Raw genomic sequence first — 25816 nt, 5'->3', positions numbered from 1 at the left:
ATGCCGTTCTCATCGAATTATGTCGAAACTATCCTGCATTCGTCAATCGATACCCGGCAAGTGTCGACCTCAAGACGCAAGGTCCTACCGGGCCTGCGCGGGTATCCCCTTTGCTCGAACGGATGGAACGGGGAATGAGAACCGAAATTCGAGAACCACGCGGGCGCCGGCTCGTCCTTCTTGCGGTCTGTTGCGCCGCGGTGGCAATGCCGCTCACCTTCACCGGACCGGCGGTGGCGCTGCCGTCGATCAGTCGCAGCCTCGGCGCCGATCCAGTTGCCCTCAACTGGGTCACCAACGCCTTCATGCTGACCTTCGGCAGTTCGCTGATGGCGGCCGGTGCGCTTGCCGACAGTTTCGGTCGCAAACGCGTGTTCCTGGGTGGTCTTGCGGCCTTCCTGCTGTTTTCGGCCGGGCTCGCCTTCGCTCGGGATATCCTATGGTTCGATGCCCTGAGAGCGCTTCAGGGTATTGGGGCAGCCGCCGCCTTTTCCGGCGGCATGGCTTCGCTCGCACAGGAGTTCGACGAGAACGAGCGGCTCCGGGCCTTCAGCCTGGTCGGCGCCAGCTTCGGTGTCGGCCTTGCCTTTGGGCCGATCGCCTCCGGCCTGATGGTCGAGGCCTTCGGCTGGCCGGCGATCTTCGTCCTGGTCGTGGCGCTCGCCGGCCTGTCTCTGGCACTCGGTGCGGTCTTCCTGCGGGAAACACGCGATCCGGACGCTGCTGGCCTCGACTGGAAGGGAGCGGCAAGTTTCACGGCGGCGCTCACCGCACTCACCTTCGGCATTCTGCAGGGTCCGGAAAGCGGCTGGAGCCATCCGCTCGTGCTCGCGATGCTCGCGGCATCGGTGTTCTTCTTCCTGGCCTTCTGGCGGATCGAGCGTTCGGTCGCGCGGCCGATGCTGGATCTGACGCTGTTTCGATATCCGCGTTTTGTCGGCGTGCAATTGCTGGCGGCAGCCCCCGCCTACGGCTTCGTGGTGCTGCTCATCCTGCTTCCGGTCCGCTTCATCGGTATCGAAGGCATGAGCGCCGTCGCGGGCGGGCAGATGATGATCGCCATGTCCGCGCCGCTTCTGATCCTGCCGATCGCGGCGGGCCTTCTGACGCGCTGGTTCACGCCGGCGGTTATCTGCGGTGTGGGCTTGCTGATATCGGCGGCCGGGCTCCTCTGGCTCAGTCTGTTTCCGGCGGGGTCCGGGCCGGCCACGCTGCTTGCACCACTGATGATGATCGGTCTCGGCATCAGCTTGCCTTGGGGGCTGATGGACGGGCTTGCGGTCAGTGTCGTGCCGAAGGAGCGCGCCGGCATGGCGACGGGCATCTTCAGCACCACGCGCGTGGCCGGGGAGGGCATTGCGCTGGCGATCGTGACCGCCATCCTCTCCGCGCTTACGGCCTGGAACCTCGGATCGGAAGCCGGCGCCACTGCGGCTCCCATGGCGCAGCGCATCGTCACCGGCAATCTGCCCGCGGCGATGCAGCTTGCCCCTGAGACATCGCACGCCGCGCTGCTGCAGGCCTATGGCGACGCGTTCAGCGTCCTGCTTCTGGTTTTGACCGGCATCACTGTCGCAACTGCGGCCGTGGTATTCTTCTTCATCGGCAGGGGCGATAAGGCCGCCGGTGATGCGGAGATCGAAGCCGGTGCTCTGCCTTTCGAGGCGATTGCCTGCGGAGAAACCGGAACCGGCCGATCCAATCTTTGACAAGCGCCGCTTAATCCAGCATATGCTTGTCCATCGACCGCCTGCGCGAAAATTCGCGCGGGCGGTTTTGCGTTTGAATGGGCTTGCGTTTGCAACTCGTTTGCATCTGCACGAGGAATGACAATGACGACTGGAACCGAAAACCGCACCGTGCTCCGCCTTGCTTTCTGGGGCATACCGCTCTCGCTCGCTGTGCTCGGCCTGAAGCTGCTTGCCTGGTGGCTGACAGGCTCGATCGCGCTTCTCTCCGACGGGCTAGAGTCGACCGTCAACGTGATCGCGGCGGTCATCGCCTATCTGATGATCGGCTATGCTTCCAAGCCGGCCGACGCCGGCCACCCCTTCGGTCACCACAAGGCGGAGTATTTCTCGGCCGTTATCGAAGGCGTTCTGATCGTCGTTGCGGCACTGCTCATCGTCTGGGAGGCGGTGCCGGCAATGATGGCGCCAGTGTTGATGGAAGCACCGGCTCTCGGCCTGGCGATCAACTTCGTCGCCGGCGTCATCAACGCCATCTGGGCCTATGTGCTGATCACCGCCGGCCGCAAGCACCGCTCGCCGGCACTCAGCGCCGACGGCCACCACATCCTGTCGGACGTCGTCACCTCGATCGGCGTTCTCGTCGGCCTCGTGCTTGCGATCGCCACCGGCTACGCGATCCTTGATCCGCTGCTGGCCGTCATTGTCGCCTGCAACATTCTTTACCAGGGCTGGATGGTGATCTCGCGCTCGATCGACGGGCTGATGGACCGGGCCGTCTCGGGTGAGGAAGAAGAAGCGATCAAACAGGCGATCGCCGCCAACGCCGCGGGTTCGCTCGGCGTGCACGATCTGAAGACCCGTCAGGCCGGTCCGGCGATCTTCGTCGATTTCCATATGGTCGTGCCGGAGTTGATGCCGGTCGGCGAGGCGCATGACATCTGCGACCGGATCGAGGATGCGATCCGGGACGTGCATCCCGGTGCCAAGATCGCGATCCATGTGGAGCCCGAAGGTGAGAAGGCGCATGGTGTGCGCGTCAAGACGACGGTCGGGCGCCACTGATTCAAGGTCGACGGCACTTCAACCGTGACGAGGTTTCCTTCTTGAGGCAGTTCTGATTTAAGCGCCGCAAACGGAGCGGGCCGACGAGGGCAAAGGCCAGTCGACCGCACCCACGCGCGGATGTTCTCATGGAGCAACAGGCAAATGAGCAAGACTGACGTATCCGGCCTTTCGCAACTGGGCGCAAAGGTCGATCTACCACAGAGCCCGGAAGACGCGGTGCTGGAGCGGGTCCCGAGCGGCAACAAGGGCAAGGACTATCTGGTGCGCTTCACCGCGCCGGAATTCACCTCGCTCTGCCCGATGACCGGCCAGCCGGATTTCGCCCATATCGTCATCGATTATGTGCCGGACGAATGGCTGGTGGAATCGAAGTCGCTGAAGCTGTTCCTGCATTCCTTCCGTAACCACGGCGCATTCCACGAAGATTGCACCATCGAGATCGCCCAACGGCTGGTGTCGTTGCTTCAGCCACGCTGGCTTCGCATCGGCGCCTATTGGTATCCGCGCGGCGGCATCCCGATCGACGTCTTCTGGCAGACCGGCAAGCCGCCCGAGGGCCTGTGGCTGCCCGACCAGGGCGTGCCGACCTATCGCGGTCGCGGCTAAAGCGGGAGATCCCCGCTACGGCCTGAGTGACTGGCGTTTGAGCCAGGCGTCAACGATGCGCGCGGCCACCTGATCGGTCGGGTCGCGCGTGTCCACTTCTTGGTCGTAGGCGCAGTAATCGTGCGTCTTCAAGTGAAAGCGGGCTTCGCCGATCGTGCGGTCGCCGCGCTCGCGCTCGCGACGCTCCAGGTCTTCGATGGGCGCGTGCACTCCGACCCAGAAGGTGTCCAGATGCGCGGTTTGCCTTCTTATATCGTCGGACCAGCTTTTCTCCTCGACGATGTGCTCGACGATCAGGTCGTTGCCGGCCTCGGCGAAGGCTGCGATCGAGCGATGAAATCCGTCGAAGAACCTCGCGCGCTCGCCGCGCATTCCAGGATGCATGCCGCGCCTAAGGACCCGAAATCCGGCGTCGGCAAGCTGGTCGGAGGCATAGTAACAAAAGGGCTCCGGGAGGATTTCCCGGAGCGCCTTTGCCAGCGTTGACTTTCCGGCACTCGACGTGCCGTTCAGAAAGATAATTCGTCCGTGCTGCATGCCCGTTTGATTTCAGCCGAAGATCAAGGCAGCGCCGGCTAGAGCCGTGAGACCGCCGAGGAGGCGGGCAAGCAGGCCGCCGCCGGAGAGGCGCTGAAGGGCGATGCCGAGGCCGATGCCGGCCACGTGCAGCGCGGCGGTGGCGAGGATGAAGCCGACCGAGAAGGCAAGCGCCCCGGCGCTGCCGAGTTCGCCGCCATGGGCATGGCCGTGGAAGAGGGCGAAGACGCCGACGATCGCAGCGGATGCTGCCGTGTCGAGCCGCACCGCCATGGCAACAAGCAGGCCGAGCGCCACCACCGAGGCGAGGATCGCCGGCTCGACGAAGGGCAGGCCGACACCGGCAACCGCCAGCGCGAAGCCCGCTGCCATCATCGCGACGAAGGCCGCCGGCACGACGAGGAGCGCCCGGCCGCCGATCTGCGCCGCCCAGAGGCCGACGGCGACCATGACGAGGATATGGTCAAGTCCGAACAGCGGATGCGAGAAGCCGGCGGCAAACGAGCCGTGCTCTGCCGGATTGAGATGGGCGAAGGCGGGTGCGGCGGAGGCGATCAGCGCCGCAGTGGCGATCAGGATGCGTCTGTTCATGCGTGTCCCCATGGATCGGCGGGACCTGGGAGGCTGGCCCCACTCTTGAGTGTTTGACGCGACCGATCTTATTGGCCTCCGTCCCCCTGTCTATACGGCATTTGGCGGTAGGTGTTTTTACCATAAGCATAGTCGACCTTGCTGCTTTGTCGCCGCTTCGGTTTGTTGCATTGTCTTCGGGGTCGAGTCGCATTATCTGACTTTGACTGAAGACTTCATGAGACGCCGGAGAAAAACGGATGATGAACGACGACGAGGACGACAAGAAGACCGAATTGCCGCTCGGCAAGGAAACGGAGGCGAACCTTTTCAAGTCGCGTTCGATTTTCATCTACGGGTCGATCAATCAGGAACTGGCGCAGAAGGTCTGCTCGCAGCTCGTGGCGCTTGCCGCCGCCAGCGACGAAGACATCCGCATCTTCGTCAATTCGCCGGGCGGCCATGTCGAATCGGGCGACAGCATCCACGACATGATCAAGTTCGTGAAGCCGAAGGTCTGGACCATCGGCACCGGCTGGGTCGCTTCCGCCGGCGCGCTGATCTTTGTCGGCGCTCCCAAGGAGCGTCGCATTTGCCTGCCGAATACTCGCTTCCTGCTTCACCAACCGTCGGGCGGCACCCGCGGCATGGCGTCGGACATCGAGATCCAGGCACGCGAAATCATCAAGATGAACGATCGCCTGAACAAGATCTTCGCCGACGCAACCGGCCAGCCGGTCGAGAAGATCGCCAAGGACACGGACCGCGATTACTGGCTTTCCGCTGAGGAAGCGAAGTCCTACGGCCTCGTTTCGCGGATCATCTCGTCTGCTGCGGACATCTGAGTTCGCAAGCAAGTCAAGGATTTGGAGGGCATCGGCATTTCGCCGGTGCCCTTTTCTTTTTGCGGTGATCCTTGCCATCGCGTGGCTTGCTCCACTCTGGCAAGCCGTGTATAGGCTTTGAGCATGACCAAGGCTGACGCATATCGGATCGCCTCGATCCCCGCCGGACACGATACCAATCGTGCGCCGTCGCGCGCCTTCGCCTCGCTTCTTCTTCTCGGCCTTACTCGCGGTTGCCGGGTTCGCTGAGGAGCGCCCGGCGGCCGAAAAGCCACGCCGGCGGATGCTCCTCGACCCCATCAAGTGTTTTAGGATAAAGGCGCGTTCGGCGCGGCATTAGCCATCGCAATCCGATCCCCGATCGGGTATGGCAAGGCGGCCAGGACGTCCAGTGATGAAGAGAAGCTGCAATGATCCAGAAATCCCATCCCGTTAAAATTGGCATGCCGGAAGCGGCGGTGAAGTACCAGGCCTATCCGCAGATCGCGCTCACCGACCGCACGTGGCCGTCGAAGACGATCACCAAGGCACCGATCTGGTGCTCGGTCGACCTGCGTGACGGCAACCAGTCGCTGGTCGACCCGATGGGGCACGATCGCAAGGCCCGCATGTTCCAGCTGCTGCTCGACATGGGCTTCAAGGAAATCGAAATCGGCTTCCCCTCGGCCTCGCAGACCGATTTCGATTTTGCCCGCTGGTGCATCGAGGAAGGCAATGTCGCCAAGGATGTGTCGCTGCAGGTGCTGGTGCAGTGCCGGCCCGAGTTGATCACCCGCACCTTCGAAGCGCTGGAAGGTGCGCACCAACCGATCGTGCATTTCTACAATTCGACGAGTGAACTGCAGCGCCGTGTGGTGTTTGCCAAGGACGTGCGCGGCATCAAGCAGATTGCGACCGACGCCGCCAAGATGATCACCGACATGGCGGCCAAGGCCGGCGGCGGCTACCGCTTCGAGTATTCGCCGGAAAGCTTTACCGGCACCGAACTCGAAGTGGCCTTGGAGATCTGCAACGCGGTCACCGAGATCGTCAAGCCGACGCCAGACAACAAGCTGATCCTGAACCTGCCCTCGACCGTCGAGATGGCGACGCCGAACATCTATGCCGACCAGATCGAATGGATGTGCCGCAACCTCGACAACCGCGAAAGCCTGATCATCTCGCTGCACCCGCACAACGACCGCGGCACCGGCATCGCCGCCACCGAATTGGGCCTGATGGCTGGCGCCGACCGCGTCGAAGGCACGCTGTTCGGCAATGGCGAGCGCACCGGCAACGTCGATATCGTGACGCTGGCGCTGAACATGTTCACGCAGGGCGTCGATCCGCAGCTCGACTGCTCCGATATCGAGCGGATCAAGGAAGTCTACGAATACTCCAACCAGATGGTCATTCCCGAGCGCCATCCTTATGTCGGCGAACTGGTCTACACGGCCTTCTCCGGCTCGCACCAGGATGCGATCAACAAGGGCATGAAGGCGATCAAGACCGCCAACAAGCCGCTCTGGGAAGTGCCGTACCTGCCGATCGATCCGCGTGACGTCGGCCGCTCCTACGAGGCGATCATCCGCATCAACTCGCAGTCGGGCAAGGGCGGCATCGCCTACATCCTGCAGGAAGACTACGGCATCAACCTGCCGCGCAACCTCCAGGTCGAGTTCCGCGAGGACATCCAGCGCATCACCGACGAGGAAGGCAAGGAGCTGCCGTCCAAGCGCATCTACGAGCGCTTCATCGAGCGCTACGTCGAGCAGCCGGGCGCGCGCATCAAGTTCGTCGACCATCACACTTATCCGGTGGGCGAGCACAAGGGCGTGCGCGTGGTGGCGGCCGAGATCACCGACAATGGCGAGGTCAAGCGCATCGAAGGCAAGGGCACCGGCCCGATCGACGGCTTCATCAATGCGCTGTCGATCTATCTCGGCATCGACCTCTCGGTTGCGGATTACTCCGAGCACTCGCTGCAGCACGGCTCGAACGCAGCCGCGATCGCCTATGTCGAGATGGAGCACCCGGGTGGCAAGCTGTTCGGCGCCGGTATCAACACCAACATCGTTGCCGCCTCGCTCGAAGCGATCGTTTCGGCGGCAAACCGCGTACTCGAGATGAAGCGCGGCTGATACACTTCAGCGTGACGAATGAAGCCGCGTCGGGGAAACCCGGCGCGGCCTTTTCGTTTCAGGGGTAGGGGAATGCCGTCGATCTCAGATCGTCGCGGCGACGGCTTCGGCGATGTCCTGGATGCCGACATGGGAAGACGGGCCGACGAGCACGAAAGAGGCGCCGCCTCGCTGCCAGGAGACCATGCCGAGATCGTCGCGGATGCTCTCGTCGAACTGCTCCGCCTGCGGGCCGGTGGTGTTCTTGAGGAAACAGATCGCGAAGATTTCGCCTTCGGTGCTTCGGTAGACGAGCTGCGCCACGGGCTTGCCGTTGGCGACGAGCAGCCGCGCGCCCTCGAAGGTCAGGCCCTTGCCGGAAAGCTGCGGGACCTTGAAGGGAACGCCGACGCTTGCGGCAAGCCAGGTCTCGATCTTCGGTCCCTCTGTCGCCGGGACCTCGACCAGATGCTCCTTCTGCCGCGAATAGATGCGGTGATAGTCGGCGATGTCGTCGAGCCAGCCACGCGCTGCGGCGAGCTTGGTCGGCTCGCTCCCGCTGTTCGCCGTCCCGACGATGAAGCCGGCGCCGCCGCCGAGCAGCAGCAGGGCCACCGATGCGGCAAGCATGCGCGGCCAGACCCGCGCGTGCCGGACAGTGGTCGTCGTTGCCGCAATCCGCTCGGTCTTCGGATTGACCCCTGGACCCTGCTTGATTTGCCGGACAAGAGCGAGCGGCACGGGATCGTGCAGGAAATCTTCGAAGGCGGTATCGCCGAAGCTGCTGCCGGCCTTCAGCCTCTCGAACAACGCCTTGGCGTCCTCGTCGCGGGCGAGAATCGCGTCGAGTTCGGTTCGTTCAGCTTCGCCGATCTCGCCGTCGATATAGGCAGAAAGGCGCACTTCGAGCGCTTGACCCCTTGTCTGTTGCAACGGTCAGGCCCTCCTTTCGGTATTCTCTGAGATCATCGCCGCGAGCCTGAGGCGCGCGGTCGACAGTCTGCTCATGACGGTGCCGATCGGAATGCCCAGGATATCGGCGGTCTCGCGATAGCTGTGGCCTTCGACATTGACCAGCAGGAATACGCTCGCCAGCCCCTCGGGCATCGACAGGATCATCTTCTGCAACTGATTGGCGTAGACGGCTTTTTCGGCCGACGGCTCGATGCTGAGTTCGTCATGTCCGAGCGCATCGACGGTGCCGCTGCCGGTGCGAACCTTGCGCTTGCGGATTTCGTCGACCCAGAGATTGCGCGTCATCGCGTAGACCCAGCTTTCCAGCCGGCCCTCTCCGTTCCAGAGGTGGCTGCGGGTGATCGCGCGCTCGCAGGCTTCCTGGACGAGGTCGTCGGCGTCATTGGCATTGCGCGTCAGCGTCATCGCGAAACGGCGCAATTTGGGCAGCAGGCTGACCAAGTCGCGTCTGAAGTCCTTCGTTTCTGCCGCTGGACGCATTTCTCTTCCAATGAAACGTGCCGGATCATGCATTTATTCGCCGTGCTGCGCACGAGCGGATGATATGAAACATTTGCTCCTTAGTCTGCAAGGGAAGTCCCGGAACGGAAAGCAAATTCTGCTGCTTCATGGCGCCTTTTCCCAAAAAGCTTTCGCTTGCCCGCGGCCGTTAATCACGCGCTTCGTTACCGTTAACTGCAATGGTGGCCGGAGATCGCGTCAAAGTTCGGCCCGAATCTGGCCGGACCTCATGCACAACTGCAGGTCGACGTCGGGGATACGCCAATGAACGCACAGCATCGCAATGGCATGAGTATTGTCAGGTTTGTCGGGAGACATTGTGGCGGACGCCGCATTCGGGGAGGTGCGGCCGTCATTCGCACGGCAGCGCTGGTGCCTTTGTTTGCGGGGCTCGCCGCCTGCCAGAGCGCCCAGGTCATGGAAACGGGGTCTCTATCGTCCTACAAGGATTTCGTTGCCAGCGACGGGATGGTGACCAAGACGAAGTACCGGGTGGATTCTGCTGCCACCAAGAACGTCAAGACGGTGCATGTGATCCCGACGACCTTTGCCGCCACCGCGGATCTCGACAAGCTCGGGGATCCGCAAAAGAAGCTGGTGGCCACGGCGATCGACCGGTCGCTCTGCGAAGCCCTGAGCGAGCAATTCGACGTCGTGCCGATCTCCAAGCCCGCCGACATGGCGGTGCGCTCCGTGATCAGCAAGGTCAAATCGACCAATGCATTCGTCGCCGGCGTGTCGACCGTCACCTCGGCCGTCGCTCCGATCCCGGTTCCGCGCATTCCCATCGGCCTTGGAAGTCTCGCGGTCGAGGCGGAGGCATTCGACCCAATGGGCAAGCAGATCGCCGGGCTGGCATGGGCGCGTGGCGCCAACATCCTCACCAACGGGTCCCGCGCCTCGACGGCCGCCGACGCCTTCGAGCTTGCAGGCGACTTCTCAAGCGACTTCAGTGCGCTGCTCGAAAAATCGGGTGACCCGATGAAGGCCGATTTTGAGCTGCCGTCGATGAAGAACGTCAAGAACAGCGTCGCCTATGCCGTCACCGGCAAACCCACCGATCCGGATTGCGCCGTGTTCGGCAAGGGATCCGGTCTCGGCGGCATCGCTGGCGGCGCGCTCGGCCTGCCGCCGGAATGGTCGGAGAAGAAGAACGAGGCAAAGTCGATTGCTGACGGCACGACGGGAGGCGGTCCCTCAGCAGGCGGGGCGAAGGGAAATGCAGCCAAGGCAAGCGAGCCCAAAAAGAACGGGCCGGCGGCAAGCGGGTCGAAGAAAACCTAGCGTCCCAGTCCGTGTCTGTGGCACGTCGGATCGAGGGCGGCGCCTGGCGCCGCCCGTCCATGTTACCGCCCGGTCAGTACTGGCGGACGCCGCCGAGCGACTGCAGCAGGGCGCGGTAAGCCCAGGTGTTTTCGCCGCCGCGGTCGCGGATCTCGACGAGTTGCACACGCGCTTCCTCGACGCGGCCCTGTTCGATCAGCGCCTGGCCCATGTAGGAGCGGGCGAGGATGTAGTTCTCGTCAGCCTGGAGCGCGCGTTTGTAGTACTGCATGCCGAGTTCCATGCGCCCGGCCTTGCGGTTGGCATAGCCGAGGTAGTTGAGCACCCGGGCGCTCTGCTGGTCCTTGACGGCGCCGAGCACCCTGATCGAATTTTCATACTGGCCGGCATAGGCGAGTTCGCGGGCAGCCTGGAACAGGATATCGTCGCCAAGGTCGCTCTTCTTGGCGTCAACGCAGGCCTTTTTCTTGGCGTCCCACACCTTGCCGTCGGTGCATTCGCTGGTCGTCTTGGTTTTCTTCGGCGGTTCGCTCGTATCCTCGCCGGCGGCCATCACCGCATGCGCCATGAAGCTGGTTGCCCCGGCGGCAAACAGGGCGAAAACGAGGTTCTTGTGGTTCATCATGCCATCTCCCATTGCTGGCGCATGACCGCGAAAGCCTCGCGCTGTTTCAAACGACTGCGTGTCCTGCATTCGCGCAGAGGCGGGCGCGCTGCCATGCGGCGGCGGACCGGAGTATGACGCAGCAGGGCCGGGGTTTATTCGCCGGGCGATGAATTTTCTGCGGAGGGAGGCTGCGTTCGGCTAGAAGCGTGTGGTTTCGGCGAGCGACACCGTGGTGGCATCGTCGTTCAGGGCGTAGCGCTCGCGCGTCAGGTGCCAGTTTCCGGCTTCACCGGCGACGGTGAACAGGTTGTAGGCTGCCGGCGGCTTGTGGCCGCCAGGACCTTGCGAGGCCGAGGCGATGCCGACAACCGGGACAGGGGCATGCTGGCCCTTCAGCCAATAGACAGTGTTGAGGTGCGTGTGGCCGTGGATCACGAGTTCGGCGCCGCCGGAGGAGATCGTCGCAGCAAAGCGGCGAATGCCGATCATGCGCTTGTGCATCGAGGTCGCGCCGCGGATCGGCGGATGGTGGATCATGACGATGCGGAAGAGGCCAGCCTCGCCGGCCTGGCGCAGCAGATTGACGGTGGCGCGGGCCTGGCGTTGGCCGAAATAGCCGCTGGCGGCAAAGGGCGGGGTCGCAACGGCGGTCGAGCAGCCGATCAGCGCCACCGGGCCGCGCACGCGCATGTAGGGAAAGCAGCGGTGCCGGTCATGCCAATGCGCCGGCGCATCGTCGCCGCGCATATAGGGATACCAGGCACGGGTGGTCTTCTCGTAGGCGCCCGGAACATAGGCGTCGTGGTTGCCCGGAACGACGGAGATGTTTTCCGGCTTGCCCGCATCCTCCAGCCATTCTGTCACCGCCTTGATCTCGAGCGAGGAGGCGAGATTGACGAGATCGCCCGTCATCGCCAGATGGTCCGGATCCTTCTTCTCGATGTCGGCCAGCAGGGTGTCGAGCGTACCGGTGAAGAGATGGCGGCTGCGGTTGCGGTGCCAGTTGACGAAACCGGTGATGCGCTTGGAAGCGAGTTCCCTGAGGGATAGCTCGGGCAAGGGCCCGAGGTGGACGTCGGAAATATGGGCGAGTTTGAACATCGACCCCGTCTAGCGCATATTCCGGCCGAGGGGAATCAGGTCGCCCGATGAATCGCGTGTGGCCGGGACGAGGAAGGAAAAAACGCCTGGAACAGGATCGGCCACCGGAGATGCGGCGCTGGTATCTCCGGCTGCTGATGTGGCTTGCGCATGGCTACTACGCTGTTGCACGCGGCATGACGATGGGTGTGCGGGCGGCCTGTTTCGATGGCGAGGGCCGCGTTTTCCTCGTCCGCCACTCCTACCTGCCGGGCTGGCACCTGCCGGGCGGAGGGCTCGACCGCGACGAGGCCTCGATCGACGGCTTGCTGCGGGAGTTGCGCGAGGAGGGGAACCTCGAAGTTTCGGCGCCGCCAGTGCTCATCCAGGTCTACTACAACAGGCGCACGAGCCGCCGCGACCACGTCGTCTTCTACCGCTGTGACGGTGTCAGCCAGAGCGCGCCGAAAACGCCCGATCTCGAGATTTCCGAAAGTGGCTTCTTCGCACTGGACGCGCTGCCTGACGACACCACGCCGGCAACATGCCGCCGGCTTGCGGAACTTGCCGGCGGCATCGCAATCGATCGCTACTGGTAGCGATCAATTGCCCTTTCAGTGCAGTGTTACAGCGCCTCGCGGCCGTGCGGGGCGGTGAGGTCGAGCACCGGGCCCACCGGCACGACGCCGGTCGGGTTGATGGTCGTGTGGCTGCGGTAGTAGTGCTCCTTGATGTGGCGCATGTCGACCGTCTCGGCCACGCCTGGCACCTGATAGAGTTCCCGCAGATACCCTTGGAGGTTCGGATAGTCGGCGATCCGGCGGATGTTGCATTTGAAATGGCCGACATAGACAGGATCGAAGCGCACCAGCGTCGTGAATAGCCGCCAGTCGGCCTCGGTGAGGCGGCTGCCGGTGAGGTAACGGTGCGAGCCGAGGCGCTCTTCCAGCTTGTCCAGCCGGGCAAAGAGTGCCGTCACACTTTCCTCGTAGGCGGATTGCGTGGTGGCAAAGCCTGCCTTGTAGACGCCGTTGTTGACGTCATTGTAGACGTCGGTGTTCATCGCATCGATCTCGCCGCGCAGCTCTTCCGGATAGAAATCGAGCGTCGAGCCGGTCAGGCCATTGAAGGCGGAGTTGAACATCCGGATGATCTCGGAGGATTCATTCGAAACGATGGTGTTCTGCTTCTTGTCCCAGAGGACGGGCACGGTCACGCGGCCGGAATAGTTGGCATCGGCGCGGGTATAGACCTGCCACAGCGCCTTCGAGCCGAAGAGATGATCGCCGGTGCCGATGCCGCCGTCCTTGAATTCCCAGCCCTGGGTGAGCATCAGCGGATCGACCACGGAAACGGAGATCAGGTCCTCGAGCTTTTTCAGCTTGCGGAAGATCAGCGTACGATGGGCCCATGGACAGGCGAGCGAAACATAGAGGTGATAGCGATCGGCCTCGGCCTTGAAGCCGGCGTCGCCGCTCGGGCCGGCCGACCCGTCCGCCGTCACCCAGTTGCGGAACTGCGAAGCGCTGCGCTTGAAGTGGCCGTTCGTTGCCACCGTGTCGTACCAGACGTCCTGCCAGACGCCATCCACCAACCTGCCCATCGGACAAACTCCTTCGTGATCGTTGCGTCAATAGATAGCGCTTCCAGCGACATTCGATAGGTGGCGAAATCGGAACAGTGCGTTTTAGGCTTTGACAGAGGGCAAATTTCTGCTATCGGCGATTTCACAACTTTTTTCGTGTCTGGAAGAATCCGCACAGATGATGTTCTCGGGAAACCTGCGACGACGCTGATGCTGCCAACGCCCTCATCGGGCGAAGCCATCCCTATGTCTGTTCGCATGCCTGGTTTCTCGATCTCATGAAAAAGCACGATCTCGTCTATCTGACCGAAGACGCGTCCCATGACGCAGCCATCGAAATCATCAACGAAGAAGCTTTCGGCCCCGGCCGGTTTGCCCGGGCGGCCGCGCGCATCCGCGAGCAGGGGCCGCATGACCGGTCGCTGTCCTTCATCTGCGCCGACAATGGCGAGACGATCGCATCGGTCCGGATGACGCCGGTCATGGCGGGCTCGATCAAGGGCCACCTGCTCGGACCGCTCGCCGTCAGGCCGTCGCACAAGAACCAGGGCATCGGCCGGGAACTGGTGCGCATCGCGGTCGAGGCGGCGCGGCGCAAGGGCTCACACGCGGTGATCCTTGTCGGCGATCCGCCCTATTACCAGCCGCTCGGCTTCGAGAAGGTGCGTTACGCGGCACTCGAGTTCCCTGGGCCGGTCGACCCGGCGCGGGTGCTCGTCGTGCCAATGGCAGAGGGTGTGCATGCCGGACTTGCCGGCGTTATCGCTTGGCGGGATGATAGGCTGATGCAGGCGGAGCCGATTGCGTTGCCGCTGGCCGTCTGATCCCGGACCTTATCGCGCGACGAGCGATTTCTTCAGAAACACCCGGGTTCGGCCAACAGGGAAATCCGGCAGTTCACCGAAGGCCGCATAGCCCTGACGCTCGTAGGCGCGCAGGGCCTGCGGGTTGAAGGTGTCGATCCAGGCGCTGTGGCAGCCGCGATTGCGCGCTTCGTCCTCGGCCGCCTGGAGCAACTTGCCGGCAAGCCCCTGTCCGCGAAGATCTTCCGGTAACCACAGCCATTGCACGAATAGCCAGCCCCAGCCGGTGTAGCCGTTCAGGCCGCCGCGGGCTCCCTGTGCCTCGGGGCCGCCGACAAGGACGGCGAGGGGGCGTCGCTCCGACGGGCCGACGTCGGCGGCGTTGAAGGCTGCAAGACCGTTGCCGATTGCTTCGATCGCCTCGGGCAGCGGGGCGTCGGTGACGACGAACATCGACCTTTACCTTTCGACACGGCGCATGCTGAAGACATCCAGGCGGTCTTCGCCGACATCCGTCTCGTCGAGCTGCCAGCCGAGACGCTCGTAGAAGGCGCGCTTGCCCGAGAGGGCGCAAAGATGCACGGCTTCGGCGCCGGTATCGAGCGCCGCCTGCGCTGCCTTCAGCACGATGTCGCCGCCGATACCTGCCCCGCGGAACGGCGGATCGACCCAGACGGCAGCAACCCACGGCGTGAGATCCGGTCGCTCCTCAAGATCGGAGGCGATGACCGAGGCGGTGCCGACGAAACGGTCGCCGGCATGCGCCACCAGACACAGCGGCTCGGCATCGTCGGCAAGGCTCGCCTGAAGCAGGCCGGTAATGTGTTCCAGCGGAAAGCCATGCGGTTCCCACCAGGCGCGCCAGACGCGGTCGGCCACGGCATCGAAAAAATGCGGTGCGTCGCGAAGGTCGCTGACGACGATGGTGCTGTCGCTCATCGTCCCTCACGATACCAGGTGGCGGAAATCAGCAGCAGCAGCGCCGCAAGACCAAGGAAGCCCGTAAACAGCGGCACTGAATTGACGCCCTTCAGCACGGTTTCGTCGGTCATGCGGATCGAGAGCCGCTGGTCGTCTGCCGCTCGGATCGAGCCCCTGACCGGCAGAACCGTGGGCAGGTCGAGCGGTCCATCGGCACTTGCGAGGCGCCGCACGATGCCCTTGGTCTTTTCCGCCCAGGGACGCAGCTTGTCCTCGGTCGAGATCGCGGCCTTGAATTCCGGAGCGTTGGGGTCGCCGACATGGGCAAGAGCCGTGAGGTCGCCGTTCGACATCTCGAAGAGCCCGGTTTCCGTGGTGGCGACTTCGGCCGAGTAGAGGCCCGGCTGGCGTTCGGTCAGCTTGACGTCCTGCTTCCCGCCGGAGGGAGCGACCAGCGTCACCGGACCCGGATCGCCATCGATCGTCTGGCGGGTGATTTCGAGTGTCCGGCCGCGTGCGCGTGCCGTTAGCGCCTCTTCTTCGAGCGAGGGCTCTTGCATCAGCCAATGGGCGGTGCGGCGATAGAGCGACACGTGGGGTCCGCCGCCTTCGAAGCCGCGAGCCCAGAGCCAGCCCTGATCGGAGAGCAGCATGGCGACGCGGCCCTTGCCGACACGGTTGAGCACCAGCAGCGGTTTGCCGTCGGCCGCTTCCATGACCGTATGGCCCTGCGGTCGGTTGACGTCGACGGTGCGGAACCAGCGGCCCCAATGCGGCGGCTCGCTGTCGGAGCCTTCCAGACCGCGGGTGACCGGATGCTTCTTTCCTTCCTCCGACAGGCGCGGGAAGAAGGCCTTTTCGTTCATGACGCCCGTCGGCGCGGCCGGCAGCACTGCCTCAAGCGGTGTCGCTGCAATCGAATCGTCGCCGGCATGTTCGGGACCTGCCGCGATCAGCAGCGCGCCGCCGTTCTCCACATATTGCGCGATGTTGTCGTAGTAGAGGATCGGCAACAGACCGCGGTGCTGGTAGCGGTCGAGGATGATCAGATCGAACTCGTTGATCTTGTCGACGAAGAGTTCGCGCGTCGGAAAGGCGATCAGCGATAGCTCGTTGATCGGTGTGCCGTCCTGCTTTTCCTGCGGACGCAGAATGGTGAAATGTACGAGATCGACGGCCGCATCGGATTTCAAGAGGTTGCGCCAGGCGCGTTCACCGGCATGCGGCTCGCCGGAGACCAAGAGCACGCGCAGGTTCTCGCGAATGCCGTCGAGCACGTGGACCGCGCGGTTGTTGGCCGTCGTCACTTCGCCCGGAACAGCATCGACGGCGAATTCGAGCACGTTGTTGCCGCCGCGCGGAACGTTGAAGGCGAACGGGACGTCCGTGCCGGGCTCGGCCCGCTCGCGGGCGATCTCGTTGCCGTTGAGGCGGATCGTGACTTCGGCGCTGCCGCCGGGTGCCGCCCCGTCGTCGACCACCCGGAACGAGAGCTTCTGTTCCTCACCGACGATGCCGAAGCGCGGCGGGTTGATCAGTTCGACACGCCGGTCGAATTCATCGGGCTTGCCGGTGATCAGCCCGTGCACGGGCGCGTCGAAACCGAGCGCGCGAGCGACATCGGGCACATCGTGGATCTGGCCATCGGTGACGAAAATGGCGCCGCCGATGCGCGCCGGGGGAACGTCAGACAGCGAGGAGGCAAGCGCGCCAAAGAGATTGGTCGACGGTGAGACATCTGCCGGATCGGTGTTTGCCTCGATGATCCGCGGCTCGATCAGCGGTATGGCCGCCAGCCGTTCCTTCAGGCCCTCGACGGCGCGATCGGTCTGCGCGGTGCGGTCGCCGTTCTGCTGGCTCTGGCTGCGGTCGACGACGACGGCGACGATGGTCGAGAGCGGATCGCGCAACTCCACGAAAATGGAGGGGTTGGCGATCGCCAGTCCGAGCGCTGCGAGTGCGGCCAGGCGCAGCCAGGCGCCGCGCACCTTCTGCCAGAGGCCATAGGCGATGAACAGCGCCGCGATTGCGAGCAGCGGGACAAAGTAGATCCACGGGATCAGCGGGGCAAAGCCATAGGTCATCGATCGGCCCTCACTGTCCAAGCCTTTGCAGAAGGTCCGGCACGTGAACCTGATCGGCCTTGTAGTTGCCCGTCAGCATATACATCATGATGTTGACGCCGGCGCGGTAGGCATATTCGCGCTGCATCTCATCCGGCGGCACTGTCGGCAAGAGCGGCGCGCCGTTGACGTCAACGGCCCAGGCACCGGCAAAATCGTTGCCGGTGATCATGATCGGCGTGACGCCGTCGCCGCCGCGCACGGGGCGATTGCTGCGGTCTTCGTCGTCATTGGGGGCGGCCTCGACCCAGAGCTGGCTTTCCGCATAACGCCCGGGGAAGTTCGAAAGCAGATAGAAGGCCTTCGTCAGCACGTGGTCGGAGGGCACCGGCTCCAGCGGCGGAATGTCGAGCCCGCTCAGCATCGCCTGCAGGCGCTGCACGTTGGGACTGTCGCCGGCGTCCGACGGTGTCAGCGAGGAAAACTGGTCGCGCGTGTCGAAGAGCACGGTGCCGCCGTTGCGCATATAGGCGTCGATCCGGCTCATGACCCGGCTGCTCGGCATCGGGGCGGTGGCCGAAACCGGCCAGTAGATGATCGGATAGAAGGCCAGTTCGTCCTGTTCGAGGTCGACGCCGACGGGCGCTCCTGGTTCGAGCGCCGTCCGGTAGGTCAGATAGTTGCTGAGGCCGATGAGGCCCTGTTCGGAGAGGCGGTCGACCTCCTGCTCGCCGGTGATGACGTAGGCGAGATGGGTCGTGTCCAGCCGCTGCAGCGTCTGCTCGTCGCTCGGCTGGCTGTCCTGCGCATGTGCGATCGCCGGGGCGAGAGCGGCTACAAGGCCGAGCGTCGCAAGGCCAAGGGTTGCGACCAGTGCCGCGGCCGCGGCGCCGCGGCCTGCGCGCCGGCGCAGCCCGGCGAGACCGCCGGCCATATAGAGAACGATCAGCGTATCGAGGACGAAGAGCGCCAGCGCCAGCCCGAAGAGGTAGGGTCGGATCGAGAAGGGTCGGGCGCCCTCCAGTCCTTCGGCCCGCGCTCCGACGAGATTGCCTGTAATCGGGGTGAGCTTGCCGCCGTCAGGCAGCAGATTGTTGGCGACGAAACCTTCCTCCGAGCCGTAGAGGCCGGGGGGCGTGTCGGCGGAAACGGTGGGCGCGATGCCGGGTGCGATTTCGAGCGGTCGAGCGCTGCCGGTGTCGCCGGTCAGTTCGCCGCGGGCGCTCACCAGGCGATAGGGGGGCAACGTCTGCGCCTTGCTTGGCTGATCGCCGGCAACGCCGCCGGCGCGCGAAAGCTGGATGGACCGTCGCAGCATGTCGACGAACGAGCCGGAGATCGGCAGGTTCGACCAGTTCGGATCGGCGCTCACGTGGAAGAGCACGATGCGGCCGCGGCCGCGCTCGGCGGTCGTCACCAGCGGTGTGCCGTCGGCGAGGTTGGCCCAGGTCCGCTCCGTGAGATCGGGTGTCGGTTGCGCCAGCACCTGGCGCTTTACCAGGACGTCACGCGGGCGTTCCAGTCCGGCAAAGGGGCTCGAGGACGGATAATCGGCAAGCGGCTGCGGTTCCGACCAGGAAAGCGCGCCGTCGAGCGTACGCTCGCCCTGCCGGAGCACGACCGGTACGAGCGGGTCGTCGGCGGGCGCGCCGGCGAGCCTCGGGCCGGCGAAGCGCACCAGCATGCCGCCATTTTCCAGCCAGCGCGTGACCAGCGGGTAGCTTTCGTCCGGCAGACGGCCGACGTCGGCCATGACGAGGATTGACGGATTTTGGGCCAGAAGCTCGGCGATTGCCTTGCCGACCGCCTCTTCGCGGGGTTCGATCAGGTCGGCATGCGGCTCGAGCGCGCGCTTGATGTAGTAGAGCGGCGAAAGCAGCGGCTGCGACTGATGGACCTCGCCGCTGAGCAGCGCGACCCGGCGACGGCGGTTGCCGTCATCGAGCAAGTGCAGGCCGCCGGCCGTCGCCTGGCCCTCGATCGTCAGACGTGCGAAGTCGTTGCGCAGCTCGAAGGGCGCCTTCAGCAAGGCATCCGCCGTCGTGGCGCCCGTCGCGAAGCGAAGCTCGCCCTCGGCGATCGCCGTGCCGCGAATGTCACGGGCAAGCACGTAATAGGCGCGTGGCTCGCCGAGCGGCAGGCGCGAGGCGGTAACCCGCATTCCGTCGGTTTCGTTGGTCGCTGCCGTCAGCGCGATGGCGCTTTCCGCATTGCCCTCGACCCGGCGGACATTCGTAGCGCCGAGCTCTGCGATCTGCTGCATCGTCCCGCCATTCGACGCTTCGATGCCGTCGCTGAGGAAGGCGAGGGTGCCGGGCGGAGAGCCGGCAAGCGCGGCCTTCATGGCAGCGAGTGCCCGCTCTCGGTCGGCCGGCAGCGGTTGCGGCTGGGCGGCGGCCAGGCGGTCGCGCGCCGCGGCGGCGGAAGCGGGCGTCGCGTCGTGCTGGCGGTCGGTGGTAAAGACGATCGAAACGGGAAGCTCCTTGGCTTCCGCGTCGTCGATCAGCGCAGCGGCGGCTTCGACCCGCTGGTTCCAGTCGGAGACCGTCGCCCAGCTGTTGTCGATGACGAGGGCAAGCGGACCGGCTGACGAAAGCGTGTTCTGCCGCGGGTTGATCACCGGATCGGCGATCGCAAGGATGAGGGCGGCGGCCATCAGCATGCGCAACAGCGTCAGCCACCACGGGCTTTGCGCCGGGGTCTCCTCACGCTTCATCACCGACGCGAGGATGCGCAGCGGCGGGAAGACTTCGGCCGACGGCCTTGGCGGCGTCATCCGCAGCAGCCACCAGATGACCGGCAGGGCAACCAGGGCGGCAAGGATGGCCGGATTGGTGAAGAGGAAGGCGAGGCCGCTCATAGCTGGCCTCCGTGGGTCGCGCGTCCCGGCATGCCGGAGAGATAGGTGTGCACGGCGACGAGCGCCTCGGAGGCGGGCCGGTCGGTCTTGTGCGGGGTGAAGGTCCAGCCGAGATGGCGCAGCGTCACGCCCAGCGTGTCGCGGCGGCCAATATAGGCGCGCTGATAGTCCTCACGCAGCACTTCGGCGCGGCCGGCGGTCAGCTTCTCGCCGGTCTCCGGGTCGGTGAATTCGGTCCGGCCGGAATAGGGAAACACTTCTTCGGCCGGGTCGGCGATCTCGACCACATGGCCGCGCAGGCCGCGTCTGGCCAGCGGGCCGAGGCGGTCCATGATCTTTTCGGCAGGATCGAGAAAATCGCCGATCAGCACGAGGTCGCTGGCGCTGCGGATCATTCCGGTTTCCGGCAGGCCCTCGGCAAGTGGGCTCAGCATGATGGCGGTCGCCAGCCGTTCGGCGGCGTTGCGCGCCGAGACCGGCTCCATGATGCCCGGGCAGCCGATGCGCTCGCCCGAGCGCGCGAGGATTTCGGCGAGCGCCAGCATCAGTACCAGCGCACGGCTCTCCTTGGACACGGTGCCGAGCTTCGACTTGTACATCATCGACGGCGAAAGATCGGCCCACAGCCAGATGGTGTGGGCGGCTTCCCATTCGCGGTCGCGCACGTAGGTATGGTCGTCACGGGCAGAACGCCGCCAGTCGATGCGCGACATGCTCTCGCCGTCCGAATAGGGCCGGAACTGCCAGAAATTCTCGCCGATGCCGCGCTTGCGCCGGCCATGCCAGCCGGAAATTACGGTGTTGGCGATCCGTCGCGCCTCGACCAGGCAATCGGGTACGAGCATGGCGCGCTGCTGCGCTCGTGAAAGCACTTCACTGGCGGGAGTACGCGAGACTATGTGCCCGACGGTGGCCATGCGTCAGCCTCTGGCCTGCTTCACCAGATCGGCGACGACGTCGCGCACGGTCATGCCTTCGGCGCGGGCGGCGAAGGTCAGCGCCATGCGGTGCTGAAGCACCGGTTCGGCCAGCGCCAGGATATCGTCGATCGAAGGCGCCAGACGGCCGTCGTAGAGCGCGCGGGCACGGGCGCAGAGCATCAGCGCCTGGCCGGCGCGCGGGCCTGGACCCCAGGCGACGTTCTTGTCGGTCGCGGCATTACCGTTGCCCGGACGGGCGGAGCGCACCAGCGAAAGGATCGCGTCGACCACCTTTTCGCCGACCGGCATCTGGCGGATGAGGCTCTGGATCTGCAGCAGCCGGGCGGCATCGATGACCGGGTGGGCGGTCGCTTCGCCGACACCTGTGGTTTCGAGCAGGATCTGCCGCTCGGCCGTGAGGTCCGGATAGCCGACGTCGACCTGCATCAGGAAGCGGTCGAGCTGCGCCTCGGGCAGGGGATAGGTGCCTTCCTGCTCCAGAGGGTTCTGGGTCGCGAGCACATGGAAGGGCGCCGGCAGGTCCTTGCGGGCGCCGGCAACTGTGATGTGATACTCCTGCATGGCCTGCAACAGTGCCGATTGGGTGCGCGGCGAGGCGCGGTTGATTTCGTCGGCCATCAGCAACTGCGTGAAGATGGGGCCGGGAATGAAGCGGAACGAGCGATGGCCGGCCCCGTCCTGGTCCATCACTTCGGAACCGAGAATATCCGACGGCATCAGGTCGGGCGTGAACTGTACGCGGCTGGAATCGAGCCCCAGCACGGTGCCGAGCGTGGCGACGAGCTTCGTCTTGGCAAGGCCGGGAACGCCGACGAGCAGCGCGTGACCGCCGGAGAGAACGGCAAGCAGGGTCTGCTCGACGACGCTTTCCTGGCCGAAGATGACTTTGCCGACTTCCGCACGCACCCGGGCGATTTCGCCCAGCGCACTTTCGGCCGCAGCGACAATCGCCTTCTCGTCGATCGCGTCAGCCGCGCCCTTCATCACACTCATGGTCATACTCCCCGGTCGCCCGTTGTTAAACCGAATCGCCCCTACAGCGCCGCGCGTCCTTATAGCGCGCGCCAGGCTCGCTGTAATATTGAGCCGCCGCATGACGCCTGTCCTTAGATCGATCCCGATTCAAGGAATCATGCGGTAGCCTGGATTTCAGTCGCCAAAATCCAATTTAGACCCTGCCGGACGGCTGACAAGTCGGCGCCGACGCACTATCTCGTGAGATATCAAAGGTCTCGATGCAAAATCGAGGTCAAACGGGACGGAACAATGGCAGAAGCCGAAATTCAGCAAACCGGCGATGCGGCCGGACTGGCGGCCCTGATTGCGCGTGCCGCCGGGCAGACTGGCGAAAAAGCGCGCGGCCTGCCACCGGTGGACCGCTGGAATCCGCCGTTTTGCGGTGACATCGACATGGAGATCCGCGCCGACGGAACCTGGTTCTATCTGGGCACGCCGATTGGCCGGCAGCCCTTGGTGCGGCTGTTTTCCACCGTTTTGCGCAAGGACGAGGATGGGCGCACCTATCTCGTCACGCCTGTGGAAAAGGTCGGCATCCGCATCGTCGATGCGCCCTTTGTCGCCGTCGAGATGAGCGTGACCGAGGGGGAGGAGGGGCAGGTCCTGACCTTCCGCACCAATGTCGGCGACGTGGTCGAAGCCGGGCCGGAGCATCCGCTGCGCTTCGTCATCCATGGCGAGAACCGCGAGCTGAAGCCTTACCTGCATGTGCGAGGGCGGCTGGAGGCCCTGGTGTCGCGGCCGGTCATGTATGACATCGTCGAGCTCGGCGAGACGCTTGCGATCGACGGCACGGAGATGTTCTGCGTGCGCTCGGGCGGTGCGGTCTTCCCGATCATGCCGGCAGCCGAGCTGGAAGCGCTTTCCCGATGAATGCGCATCCCTTCTCAGCCGACGAGTTTCGTCGTCGGGCGCTGACCCAGATGGGTGGGCCGATCGAGACCTCCTGGCGCGAGCACGGCGACTTCCTGCTCAATCCAGGCATCGTGCCCTATCTGGAGACGCTGAAGCTCAAGGATGCCGCGGTCCTGGTGCCTGTCGTCGATGATGGCGACGATGCGACGGTTATCCTGACGCAGCGCACCACTAGCCTGCGCAAGCATTCCGGCCAGGTTGCCTTTCCGGGCGGTGCCGTGGACCCCGAAGACCGGTCGGTCGAAGTGGCGGCGTTGCGCGAGGCGCAGGAAGAGATCGGGCTCGATCCGCGCTTCGTCGAAACCATCGGCCGGCTTCCGCATTACATGGCCATGTCCGGTTTCCGCATCACCCCGGTGCTGGCGGTGGTCAAGCCGGGTTTCGAGCTCGTGCCCAACCCGGAAGAGGTCGAAAGCGTCTTCGAGGTGCCGCTGTCGTTCCTGATGAACCCCGGCAATCACGATCGCGGCAGTGGCCACTGGCAGGGCGAGGAACGGCATTTCTACCGGATGCCCTATGGCGGCCGCAACATCTGGGGTATCACCGCCGGAATTCTGCGCATGCTCTATGAAAGGCTTTATGCATGACCTCGGTTGCTGGCGAAGGCTGGTTCTCGACGCCTTCTCTGCGTCGCGTTTTCGATGTGCTCAATGTCGACGGCGGCGAAGTCCGGGTCGTCGGCGGCGCAGTGCGCAACAGCTTGATGGGCTTGCCGGCCGGCGATATCGACATGGCGACCACCTGGCGCCCCGACGAAGTCGCCGAGCGGGCGAAGGCAGCCGGCATCAAGGTGGTGCCGACCGGCATCGACCATGGCACGGTGACGCTCGTCATCGGCGGCACGCCCTATGAGGTCACGACGCTTCGCCGTGACGTTGCGACCGATGGCCGCCGTGCGGAAGTGGCCTTCGGCACCGACTGGAAGGCCGATGCCGAGCGGCGGGACTTCACCATCAACGCACTCTACGCCAACGACCGCGGCGAGGTCTTCGACGATGTCGGGGGGCTCGCCGACATCAAAACGCGGACGCTGCGCTTCATCGGCGATGCCAGCGAGCGTGTCGCCGAGGACTATCTGCGCATCCTGCGCTTCTTCCGCTTCTTCGCCCATTACGGCCGCGGCCGGCCGGATGCCGACGGCTTGCGTGCCTGTGCCCGTGCGCGCTCGAAGCTTGCAACGCTTTCGGCCGAGCGGGTCTGGGCGGAAACGAAGAAGCTGCTTTCGGCCGATGATCCCGGCCGCGCGCTGCTCTGGATGCGCCAGGCCGGCGTGCTCACCGAAATCCTGCCGGAAACCGAGAAATGGGGCATCGACGCAATCCCGGAACTCGTTGCCGCCGAGCGGGCCTTCGGCTGGAAGCCGGACCCGCTTCTGCGCCTTTCCGCGATCGTGCCGCCGGATGAGGAGCGTCTGGAGGCGATGGCAGAGCGTCTGCGTGTCTCGAAGGCGGAGGCTGCCTATTTCAGCCGCTGGGCGAAGGCGCCTGCGGTCCCGGCGACGACCGTCGACACGGCATTCGATCGGCTGCTCTATCGTCAGGGCGTGGAAGGGATCGTCGTAAGACTGCGACTGGCGCTCTCAACAGCGCGGCGCAAGTCGGATGGCGACCCGGCGTTTTTGTCCGAGACCGCTTCGCTGCGGCGGCTCCTGGCGCGGGCCGAGGCCTTCAAGCGGCCAAGCTTCCCGCTGAATGGCGGTGACGTGCTGAAGGCCGGCGTGCCGGCCGGCCCGCGTGTGGGGGAAATCCTCGGCGAACTCGAAAATGTCTGGATCGAGCGCAACTTCAATCTCGACCGGGCAAACCTCGTCGCCCGGCTCGAAGCCATGGTGCAGCCGTCCTGATCAGGCCGCCGTGGCCGGACGGCTTAAGCCGCCTTGGCCGGACGGCTAGGCCGCCTTGGACTCGTCGGTGATCCGGGCCTTGATGTTGTCGATCATGTTTTCGCGGATGACGGTCTCGCCATGCGTTTCACGCATGTGGTCGACGACGCGGCGCACGATTTCGGCATCGTTGTCGGCGCGGGTGTGCCATTCGCAACCCGGGACGAGGGAACCGCATTCAAACAGGCGCATGGTTGCTTCCTTCCCTGTGTAAGTTTGATGCGAGAGCGCGGCGCGCCGGTCGGGCGACCGCACGGTCAGAGTAGCATCAACCCCCGGCACGGCCAATTGTTCCCGCCGAACGCGCGACAAGAAACCGTTATAGACAAGCGGGCCGATGGTGTTATGGGTTTGCGGTAACAAGAGACGCAAAGGCCCTTTTGCCCATGACCTCCACCGTTCAATCGGAACTGATTGCCGCCATCCGGAACATTCCTGACTATCCGAAGCCGGGCGTGATGTTTCGCGATATCACCACGTTGCTCGGCAATCCGCGCGCCTTCCGCCGCGCGATCGACGAACTGGTGCATCCCTATGCCGGCACCAAGATCGACAAGATCGCCGGCATCGAGGCGCGTGGCTTCATCCTCGGTGGCGCGATCGCGCATCAGCTCTCGTCGGGCTTCGTGCCGATCCGCAAGAAGGGCAAGTTGCCGCACGACACCGTGCGCATCGCCTACAGCCTGGAATACGGCGTCGACGAGATGGAGATGCACAAGGATGCGATCCAGCCGGGCGAAAAGGTGATCCTGGTCGACGACCTGATCGCGACCGGCGGTACGGCGGAAGCGGCCACCAAGCTCCTGAAGCAGATGGGCGCCGAGATCGTCGCCGCCTGTTTCGTCATCGACCTGCCTGAACTCGGGGGGCGCAAGAAACTCGAAGCGCTCGGCGTCAATGTCCGCACGCTGATCGAGTTCGAGGGCCACTGATCGGTCGTTGCGGGATGGGTGCGGGAACCGCGCCCTT

26 protein-coding genes are annotated in these 25816 nt (G+C 64.5%); 12 read left to right on the top strand and 14 right to left on the bottom strand.

All coding sequences use genetic code 11. The features are described from left to right. The first annotated feature begins 134 nt into the window (after positions 1 to 134). The 3 genes from IB263_RS11605 to queF all read left to right on the top strand — a co-directional run bounded on the left by IB263_RS11605 (position 135) and on the right by queF (position 3362). Positions 135 to 1709, top strand: coding sequence for an MFS transporter (locus tag IB263_RS11605; protein WP_192438514.1), 1575 nt, complete (start codon positions 135 to 137; stop codon positions 1707 to 1709). 123 nt (positions 1710 to 1832) lie between these two features. Beyond that, positions 1833 to 2753, top strand: coding sequence for a cation diffusion facilitator family transporter (locus IB263_RS11600; RefSeq protein ID WP_370689595.1), 921 nt, complete (start codon positions 1833 to 1835; stop codon positions 2751 to 2753). 144 nt (positions 2754 to 2897) lie between these two features. Further along, entirely contained in the window at positions 2898 to 3362 is a 465-nt protein-coding gene (gene queF, locus IB263_RS11595; RefSeq protein WP_034788869.1) for a preQ(1) synthase, read from the top strand. Between the two features lie 15 nt (positions 3363 to 3377). Here queF and IB263_RS11590 read toward each other — a convergent pair whose 3' ends face one another. Continuing rightward, positions 3378 to 3899, bottom strand: a complete 522-nt coding sequence (locus tag IB263_RS11590; protein ID WP_192438513.1) for a chloramphenicol phosphotransferase CPT family protein — start codon at positions 3897 to 3899, stop codon at positions 3378 to 3380. A gap of 12 nt (positions 3900 to 3911) precedes the next feature. Further along, the gene (locus IB263_RS11585) at positions 3912 to 4490 is read right to left on the bottom strand and encodes a HupE/UreJ family protein (RefSeq protein ID WP_192438512.1); all 579 of its coding nucleotides are present in this window, start codon (positions 4488 to 4490) and stop codon (positions 3912 to 3914) included. A 239-nt stretch (positions 4491 to 4729) separates the two neighbouring features. Here IB263_RS11585 and IB263_RS11580 point away from each other — a divergent pair, with 239 nt between their 5' ends. Further along, positions 4730 to 5314, top strand: coding sequence for an ATP-dependent Clp protease proteolytic subunit (locus IB263_RS11580; RefSeq protein WP_034788862.1), 585 nt, complete (start codon positions 4730 to 4732; stop codon positions 5312 to 5314). Positions 5315 to 5724: 410 nt separating this feature from the next. Beyond that, positions 5725 to 7434, top strand: coding sequence for a 2-isopropylmalate synthase (gene leuA / locus IB263_RS11575; protein WP_192438511.1), 1710 nt, complete (start codon positions 5725 to 5727; stop codon positions 7432 to 7434). A gap of 84 nt (positions 7435 to 7518) precedes the next feature. Here the strand turns inward: leuA and IB263_RS11570 are convergent, their stop codons facing one another. Beyond that, positions 7519 to 8346 carry an anti-sigma factor gene (locus IB263_RS11570; protein WP_060518743.1) on the bottom strand — a complete coding sequence of 276 codons (828 nt, stop codon included), beginning with the start codon at positions 8344 to 8346 and terminating at the stop codon, positions 7519 to 7521. 3 nt (positions 8347 to 8349) lie between these two features. Continuing rightward, on the bottom strand, positions 8350 to 8868 hold the full coding sequence (locus tag IB263_RS11565) for an RNA polymerase sigma factor (protein WP_034788854.1): 519 nt from the start codon (positions 8866 to 8868) through the stop codon (positions 8350 to 8352). A gap of 285 nt (positions 8869 to 9153) precedes the next feature. Between IB263_RS11565 and IB263_RS11560 the strand changes: the two genes are divergently transcribed. Then, entirely contained in the window at positions 9154 to 10173 is a 1020-nt protein-coding gene (locus IB263_RS11560) for a DUF3313 domain-containing protein (protein ID WP_192438510.1), read from the top strand. A 73-nt stretch (positions 10174 to 10246) separates the two neighbouring features. Here the strand turns inward: IB263_RS11560 and IB263_RS11555 are convergent, their stop codons facing one another. Both IB263_RS11555 and IB263_RS11550 read right to left on the bottom strand, forming a co-directional pair. Continuing rightward, the gene (locus IB263_RS11555; protein ID WP_082566327.1) at positions 10247 to 10795 is read right to left on the bottom strand and encodes a tetratricopeptide repeat protein; all 549 of its coding nucleotides are present in this window, start codon (positions 10793 to 10795) and stop codon (positions 10247 to 10249) included. Positions 10796 to 10978: 183 nt separating this feature from the next. Continuing rightward, positions 10979 to 11881, bottom strand: a complete 903-nt coding sequence (locus tag IB263_RS11550) for a metallophosphoesterase (RefSeq protein ID WP_034788848.1) — start codon at positions 11879 to 11881, stop codon at positions 10979 to 10981. 110 nt (positions 11882 to 11991) lie between these two features. Between IB263_RS11550 and IB263_RS11545 the strand changes: the two genes are divergently transcribed. Beyond that, positions 11992 to 12459, top strand: a complete 468-nt coding sequence (locus IB263_RS11545) for an NUDIX domain-containing protein (protein WP_246810995.1) — start codon at positions 11992 to 11994, stop codon at positions 12457 to 12459. Positions 12460 to 12485: 26 nt separating this feature from the next. Here the strand turns inward: IB263_RS11545 and IB263_RS11540 are convergent, their stop codons facing one another. After that, on the bottom strand, positions 12486 to 13463 hold the full coding sequence (locus tag IB263_RS11540; protein WP_113187212.1) for a glutathione S-transferase family protein: 978 nt from the start codon (positions 13461 to 13463) through the stop codon (positions 12486 to 12488). 260 nt (positions 13464 to 13723) lie between these two features. On the opposite strand from IB263_RS11540, the gene IB263_RS11535 reads away from it, so the two are divergent. Beyond that, positions 13724 to 14269: a GNAT family N-acetyltransferase gene (locus IB263_RS11535; protein ID WP_060518737.1), complete on the top strand. Its 546-nt coding sequence runs from the start codon at positions 13724 to 13726 to the stop codon at positions 14267 to 14269. Between the two features lie 9 nt (positions 14270 to 14278). Here the strand turns inward: IB263_RS11535 and IB263_RS11530 are convergent, their stop codons facing one another. From IB263_RS11530 to IB263_RS11505, 6 genes are read right to left on the bottom strand one after another with little or no spacing between them, the layout of a single operon-like run. After that, positions 14279 to 14701 (bottom strand): N-acetyltransferase, encoded by a 423-nt coding sequence (locus IB263_RS11530; protein ID WP_192438508.1) that lies wholly within the window; start codon positions 14699 to 14701, stop codon positions 14279 to 14281. A 6-nt stretch (positions 14702 to 14707) separates the two neighbouring features. Beyond that, a complete protein-coding gene (locus tag IB263_RS11525) occupies positions 14708 to 15187 on the bottom strand; it encodes a GNAT family N-acetyltransferase (protein WP_060606705.1) in 480 nt (159 codons plus the stop codon). Beyond that, positions 15184 to 17253: a hypothetical protein gene (locus IB263_RS11520; RefSeq protein WP_060606708.1), complete on the bottom strand. Its 2070-nt coding sequence runs from the start codon at positions 17251 to 17253 to the stop codon at positions 15184 to 15186. Before IB263_RS11520 ends, IB263_RS11525 begins: the two co-directional genes overlap by 4 nt. Positions 17254 to 17263: 10 nt before the next feature. After that, on the bottom strand, positions 17264 to 20092 hold the full coding sequence (locus tag IB263_RS11515) for a DUF4159 domain-containing protein (protein ID WP_192438507.1): 2829 nt from the start codon (positions 20090 to 20092) through the stop codon (positions 17264 to 17266). Then, positions 20089 to 21009: a DUF58 domain-containing protein gene (locus tag IB263_RS11510; RefSeq protein ID WP_034788827.1), complete on the bottom strand. Its 921-nt coding sequence runs from the start codon at positions 21007 to 21009 to the stop codon at positions 20089 to 20091. Before IB263_RS11510 ends, IB263_RS11515 begins: the two co-directional genes overlap by 4 nt. A 3-nt stretch (positions 21010 to 21012) precedes the next feature. Next, a complete protein-coding gene (locus tag IB263_RS11505) occupies positions 21013 to 22026 on the bottom strand; it encodes a MoxR family ATPase (protein WP_034789050.1) in 1014 nt (337 codons plus the stop codon). Positions 22027 to 22299: 273 nt separating this feature from the next. On the opposite strand from IB263_RS11505, the gene IB263_RS11500 reads away from it, so the two are divergent. The 3 genes from IB263_RS11500 to IB263_RS11490 are packed head-to-tail and all read left to right on the top strand — an operon-like array spanning position 22300 to position 24808. Then, positions 22300 to 22923 carry a DUF1285 domain-containing protein gene (locus IB263_RS11500; RefSeq protein WP_192438506.1) on the top strand — a complete coding sequence of 208 codons (624 nt, stop codon included), beginning with the start codon at positions 22300 to 22302 and terminating at the stop codon, positions 22921 to 22923. Continuing rightward, positions 22920 to 23552 carry a CoA pyrophosphatase gene (locus IB263_RS11495; RefSeq protein ID WP_034788821.1) on the top strand — a complete coding sequence of 211 codons (633 nt, stop codon included), beginning with the start codon at positions 22920 to 22922 and terminating at the stop codon, positions 23550 to 23552. Before IB263_RS11500 ends, IB263_RS11495 begins: the two co-directional genes overlap by 4 nt. Continuing rightward, positions 23549 to 24808: a CCA tRNA nucleotidyltransferase gene (locus IB263_RS11490; RefSeq protein ID WP_192438505.1), complete on the top strand. Its 1260-nt coding sequence runs from the start codon at positions 23549 to 23551 to the stop codon at positions 24806 to 24808. Before IB263_RS11495 ends, IB263_RS11490 begins: the two co-directional genes overlap by 4 nt. A gap of 45 nt (positions 24809 to 24853) precedes the next feature. On the opposite strand, the gene IB263_RS11485 is transcribed toward IB263_RS11490, so the two are convergent. Then, positions 24854 to 25039 (bottom strand): DUF1059 domain-containing protein, encoded by a 186-nt coding sequence (locus IB263_RS11485; RefSeq protein ID WP_034788815.1) that lies wholly within the window; start codon positions 25037 to 25039, stop codon positions 24854 to 24856. 194 nt (positions 25040 to 25233) lie between these two features. Here IB263_RS11485 and IB263_RS11480 point away from each other — a divergent pair, with 194 nt between their 5' ends. After that, positions 25234 to 25779, top strand: a complete 546-nt coding sequence (locus IB263_RS11480; protein ID WP_034788812.1) for an adenine phosphoribosyltransferase — start codon at positions 25234 to 25236, stop codon at positions 25777 to 25779. Positions 25780 to 25816: the final 37 nt, after the last annotated feature.

Source organism: Ensifer sp. ENS03 (assembly GCF_014852035.1).
Classification (GTDB): domain Bacteria; phylum Pseudomonadota; class Alphaproteobacteria; order Rhizobiales; family Rhizobiaceae; genus Ensifer; species Ensifer adhaerens.
The sequence above is the reverse complement of the archived record's forward strand: the minus strand, read 5'-3'. Positions and strand labels throughout refer to the sequence as shown.

What these genes read in the sequence shown, in the direction of transcription:
- IB263_RS11590 (WP_192438513.1), bottom strand. Translation starts at nt 3,899, where the DNA reads ATGCAGCACGGACGAATTATCTTTCTGAACGGCACGTCGAGTGCCGGA.
- IB263_RS11560 (WP_192438510.1), top strand. Translation starts at nt 9,154, where the DNA reads ATGAACGCACAGCATCGCAATGGCATGAGTATTGTCAGGTTTGTCGGG.
- IB263_RS11530 (WP_192438508.1), bottom strand. Translation starts at nt 14,701, where the DNA reads ATGTTCGTCGTCACCGACGCCCCGCTGCCCGAGGCGATCGAAGCAATC.
- IB263_RS11550 (WP_034788848.1), bottom strand. Translation starts at nt 11,881, where the DNA reads ATGTTCAAACTCGCCCATATTTCCGACGTCCACCTCGGGCCCTTGCCC.
- IB263_RS11545 (WP_246810995.1), top strand. Translation starts at nt 11,992, where the DNA reads ATGCGGCGCTGGTATCTCCGGCTGCTGATGTGGCTTGCGCATGGCTAC.
- IB263_RS11555 (WP_082566327.1), bottom strand. Translation starts at nt 10,795, where the DNA reads ATGAACCACAAGAACCTCGTTTTCGCCCTGTTTGCCGCCGGGGCAACC.
- IB263_RS11485 (WP_034788815.1), bottom strand. Translation starts at nt 25,039, where the DNA reads ATGCGCCTGTTTGAATGCGGTTCCCTCGTCCCGGGTTGCGAATGGCAC.
- IB263_RS11605 (WP_192438514.1), top strand. Translation starts at nt 135, where the DNA reads ATGAGAACCGAAATTCGAGAACCACGCGGGCGCCGGCTCGTCCTTCTT.
- IB263_RS11535 (WP_060518737.1), top strand. Translation starts at nt 13,724, where the DNA reads ATGAAAAAGCACGATCTCGTCTATCTGACCGAAGACGCGTCCCATGAC.
- IB263_RS11495 (WP_034788821.1), top strand. Translation starts at nt 22,920, where the DNA reads ATGAATGCGCATCCCTTCTCAGCCGACGAGTTTCGTCGTCGGGCGCTG.
- IB263_RS11540 (WP_113187212.1), bottom strand. Translation starts at nt 13,463, where the DNA reads ATGGGCAGGTTGGTGGATGGCGTCTGGCAGGACGTCTGGTACGACACG.
- IB263_RS11600 (WP_370689595.1), top strand. Translation starts at nt 1,833, where the DNA reads ATGACGACTGGAACCGAAAACCGCACCGTGCTCCGCCTTGCTTTCTGG.
- IB263_RS11585 (WP_192438512.1), bottom strand. Translation starts at nt 4,490, where the DNA reads ATGAACAGACGCATCCTGATCGCCACTGCGGCGCTGATCGCCTCCGCC.
- IB263_RS11515 (WP_192438507.1), bottom strand. Translation starts at nt 20,092, where the DNA reads ATGAGCGGCCTCGCCTTCCTCTTCACCAATCCGGCCATCCTTGCCGCC.
- IB263_RS11505 (WP_034789050.1), bottom strand. Translation starts at nt 22,026, where the DNA reads ATGAGTGTGATGAAGGGCGCGGCTGACGCGATCGACGAGAAGGCGATT.
- IB263_RS11480 (WP_034788812.1), top strand. Translation starts at nt 25,234, where the DNA reads ATGACCTCCACCGTTCAATCGGAACTGATTGCCGCCATCCGGAACATT.
- IB263_RS11565 (WP_034788854.1), bottom strand. Translation starts at nt 8,868, where the DNA reads ATGCGTCCAGCGGCAGAAACGAAGGACTTCAGACGCGACTTGGTCAGC.
- IB263_RS11520 (WP_060606708.1), bottom strand. Translation starts at nt 17,253, where the DNA reads ATGACCTATGGCTTTGCCCCGCTGATCCCGTGGATCTACTTTGTCCCG.
- IB263_RS11510 (WP_034788827.1), bottom strand. Translation starts at nt 21,009, where the DNA reads ATGGCCACCGTCGGGCACATAGTCTCGCGTACTCCCGCCAGTGAAGTG.
- IB263_RS11525 (WP_060606705.1), bottom strand. Translation starts at nt 15,187, where the DNA reads ATGAGCGACAGCACCATCGTCGTCAGCGACCTTCGCGACGCACCGCAT.
- IB263_RS11580 (WP_034788862.1), top strand. Translation starts at nt 4,730, where the DNA reads ATGATGAACGACGACGAGGACGACAAGAAGACCGAATTGCCGCTCGGC.
- IB263_RS11490 (WP_192438505.1), top strand. Translation starts at nt 23,549, where the DNA reads ATGACCTCGGTTGCTGGCGAAGGCTGGTTCTCGACGCCTTCTCTGCGT.
- queF (WP_034788869.1), top strand. Translation starts at nt 2,898, where the DNA reads ATGAGCAAGACTGACGTATCCGGCCTTTCGCAACTGGGCGCAAAGGTC.
- IB263_RS11500 (WP_192438506.1), top strand. Translation starts at nt 22,300, where the DNA reads ATGGCAGAAGCCGAAATTCAGCAAACCGGCGATGCGGCCGGACTGGCG.
- leuA (WP_192438511.1), top strand. Translation starts at nt 5,725, where the DNA reads ATGATCCAGAAATCCCATCCCGTTAAAATTGGCATGCCGGAAGCGGCG.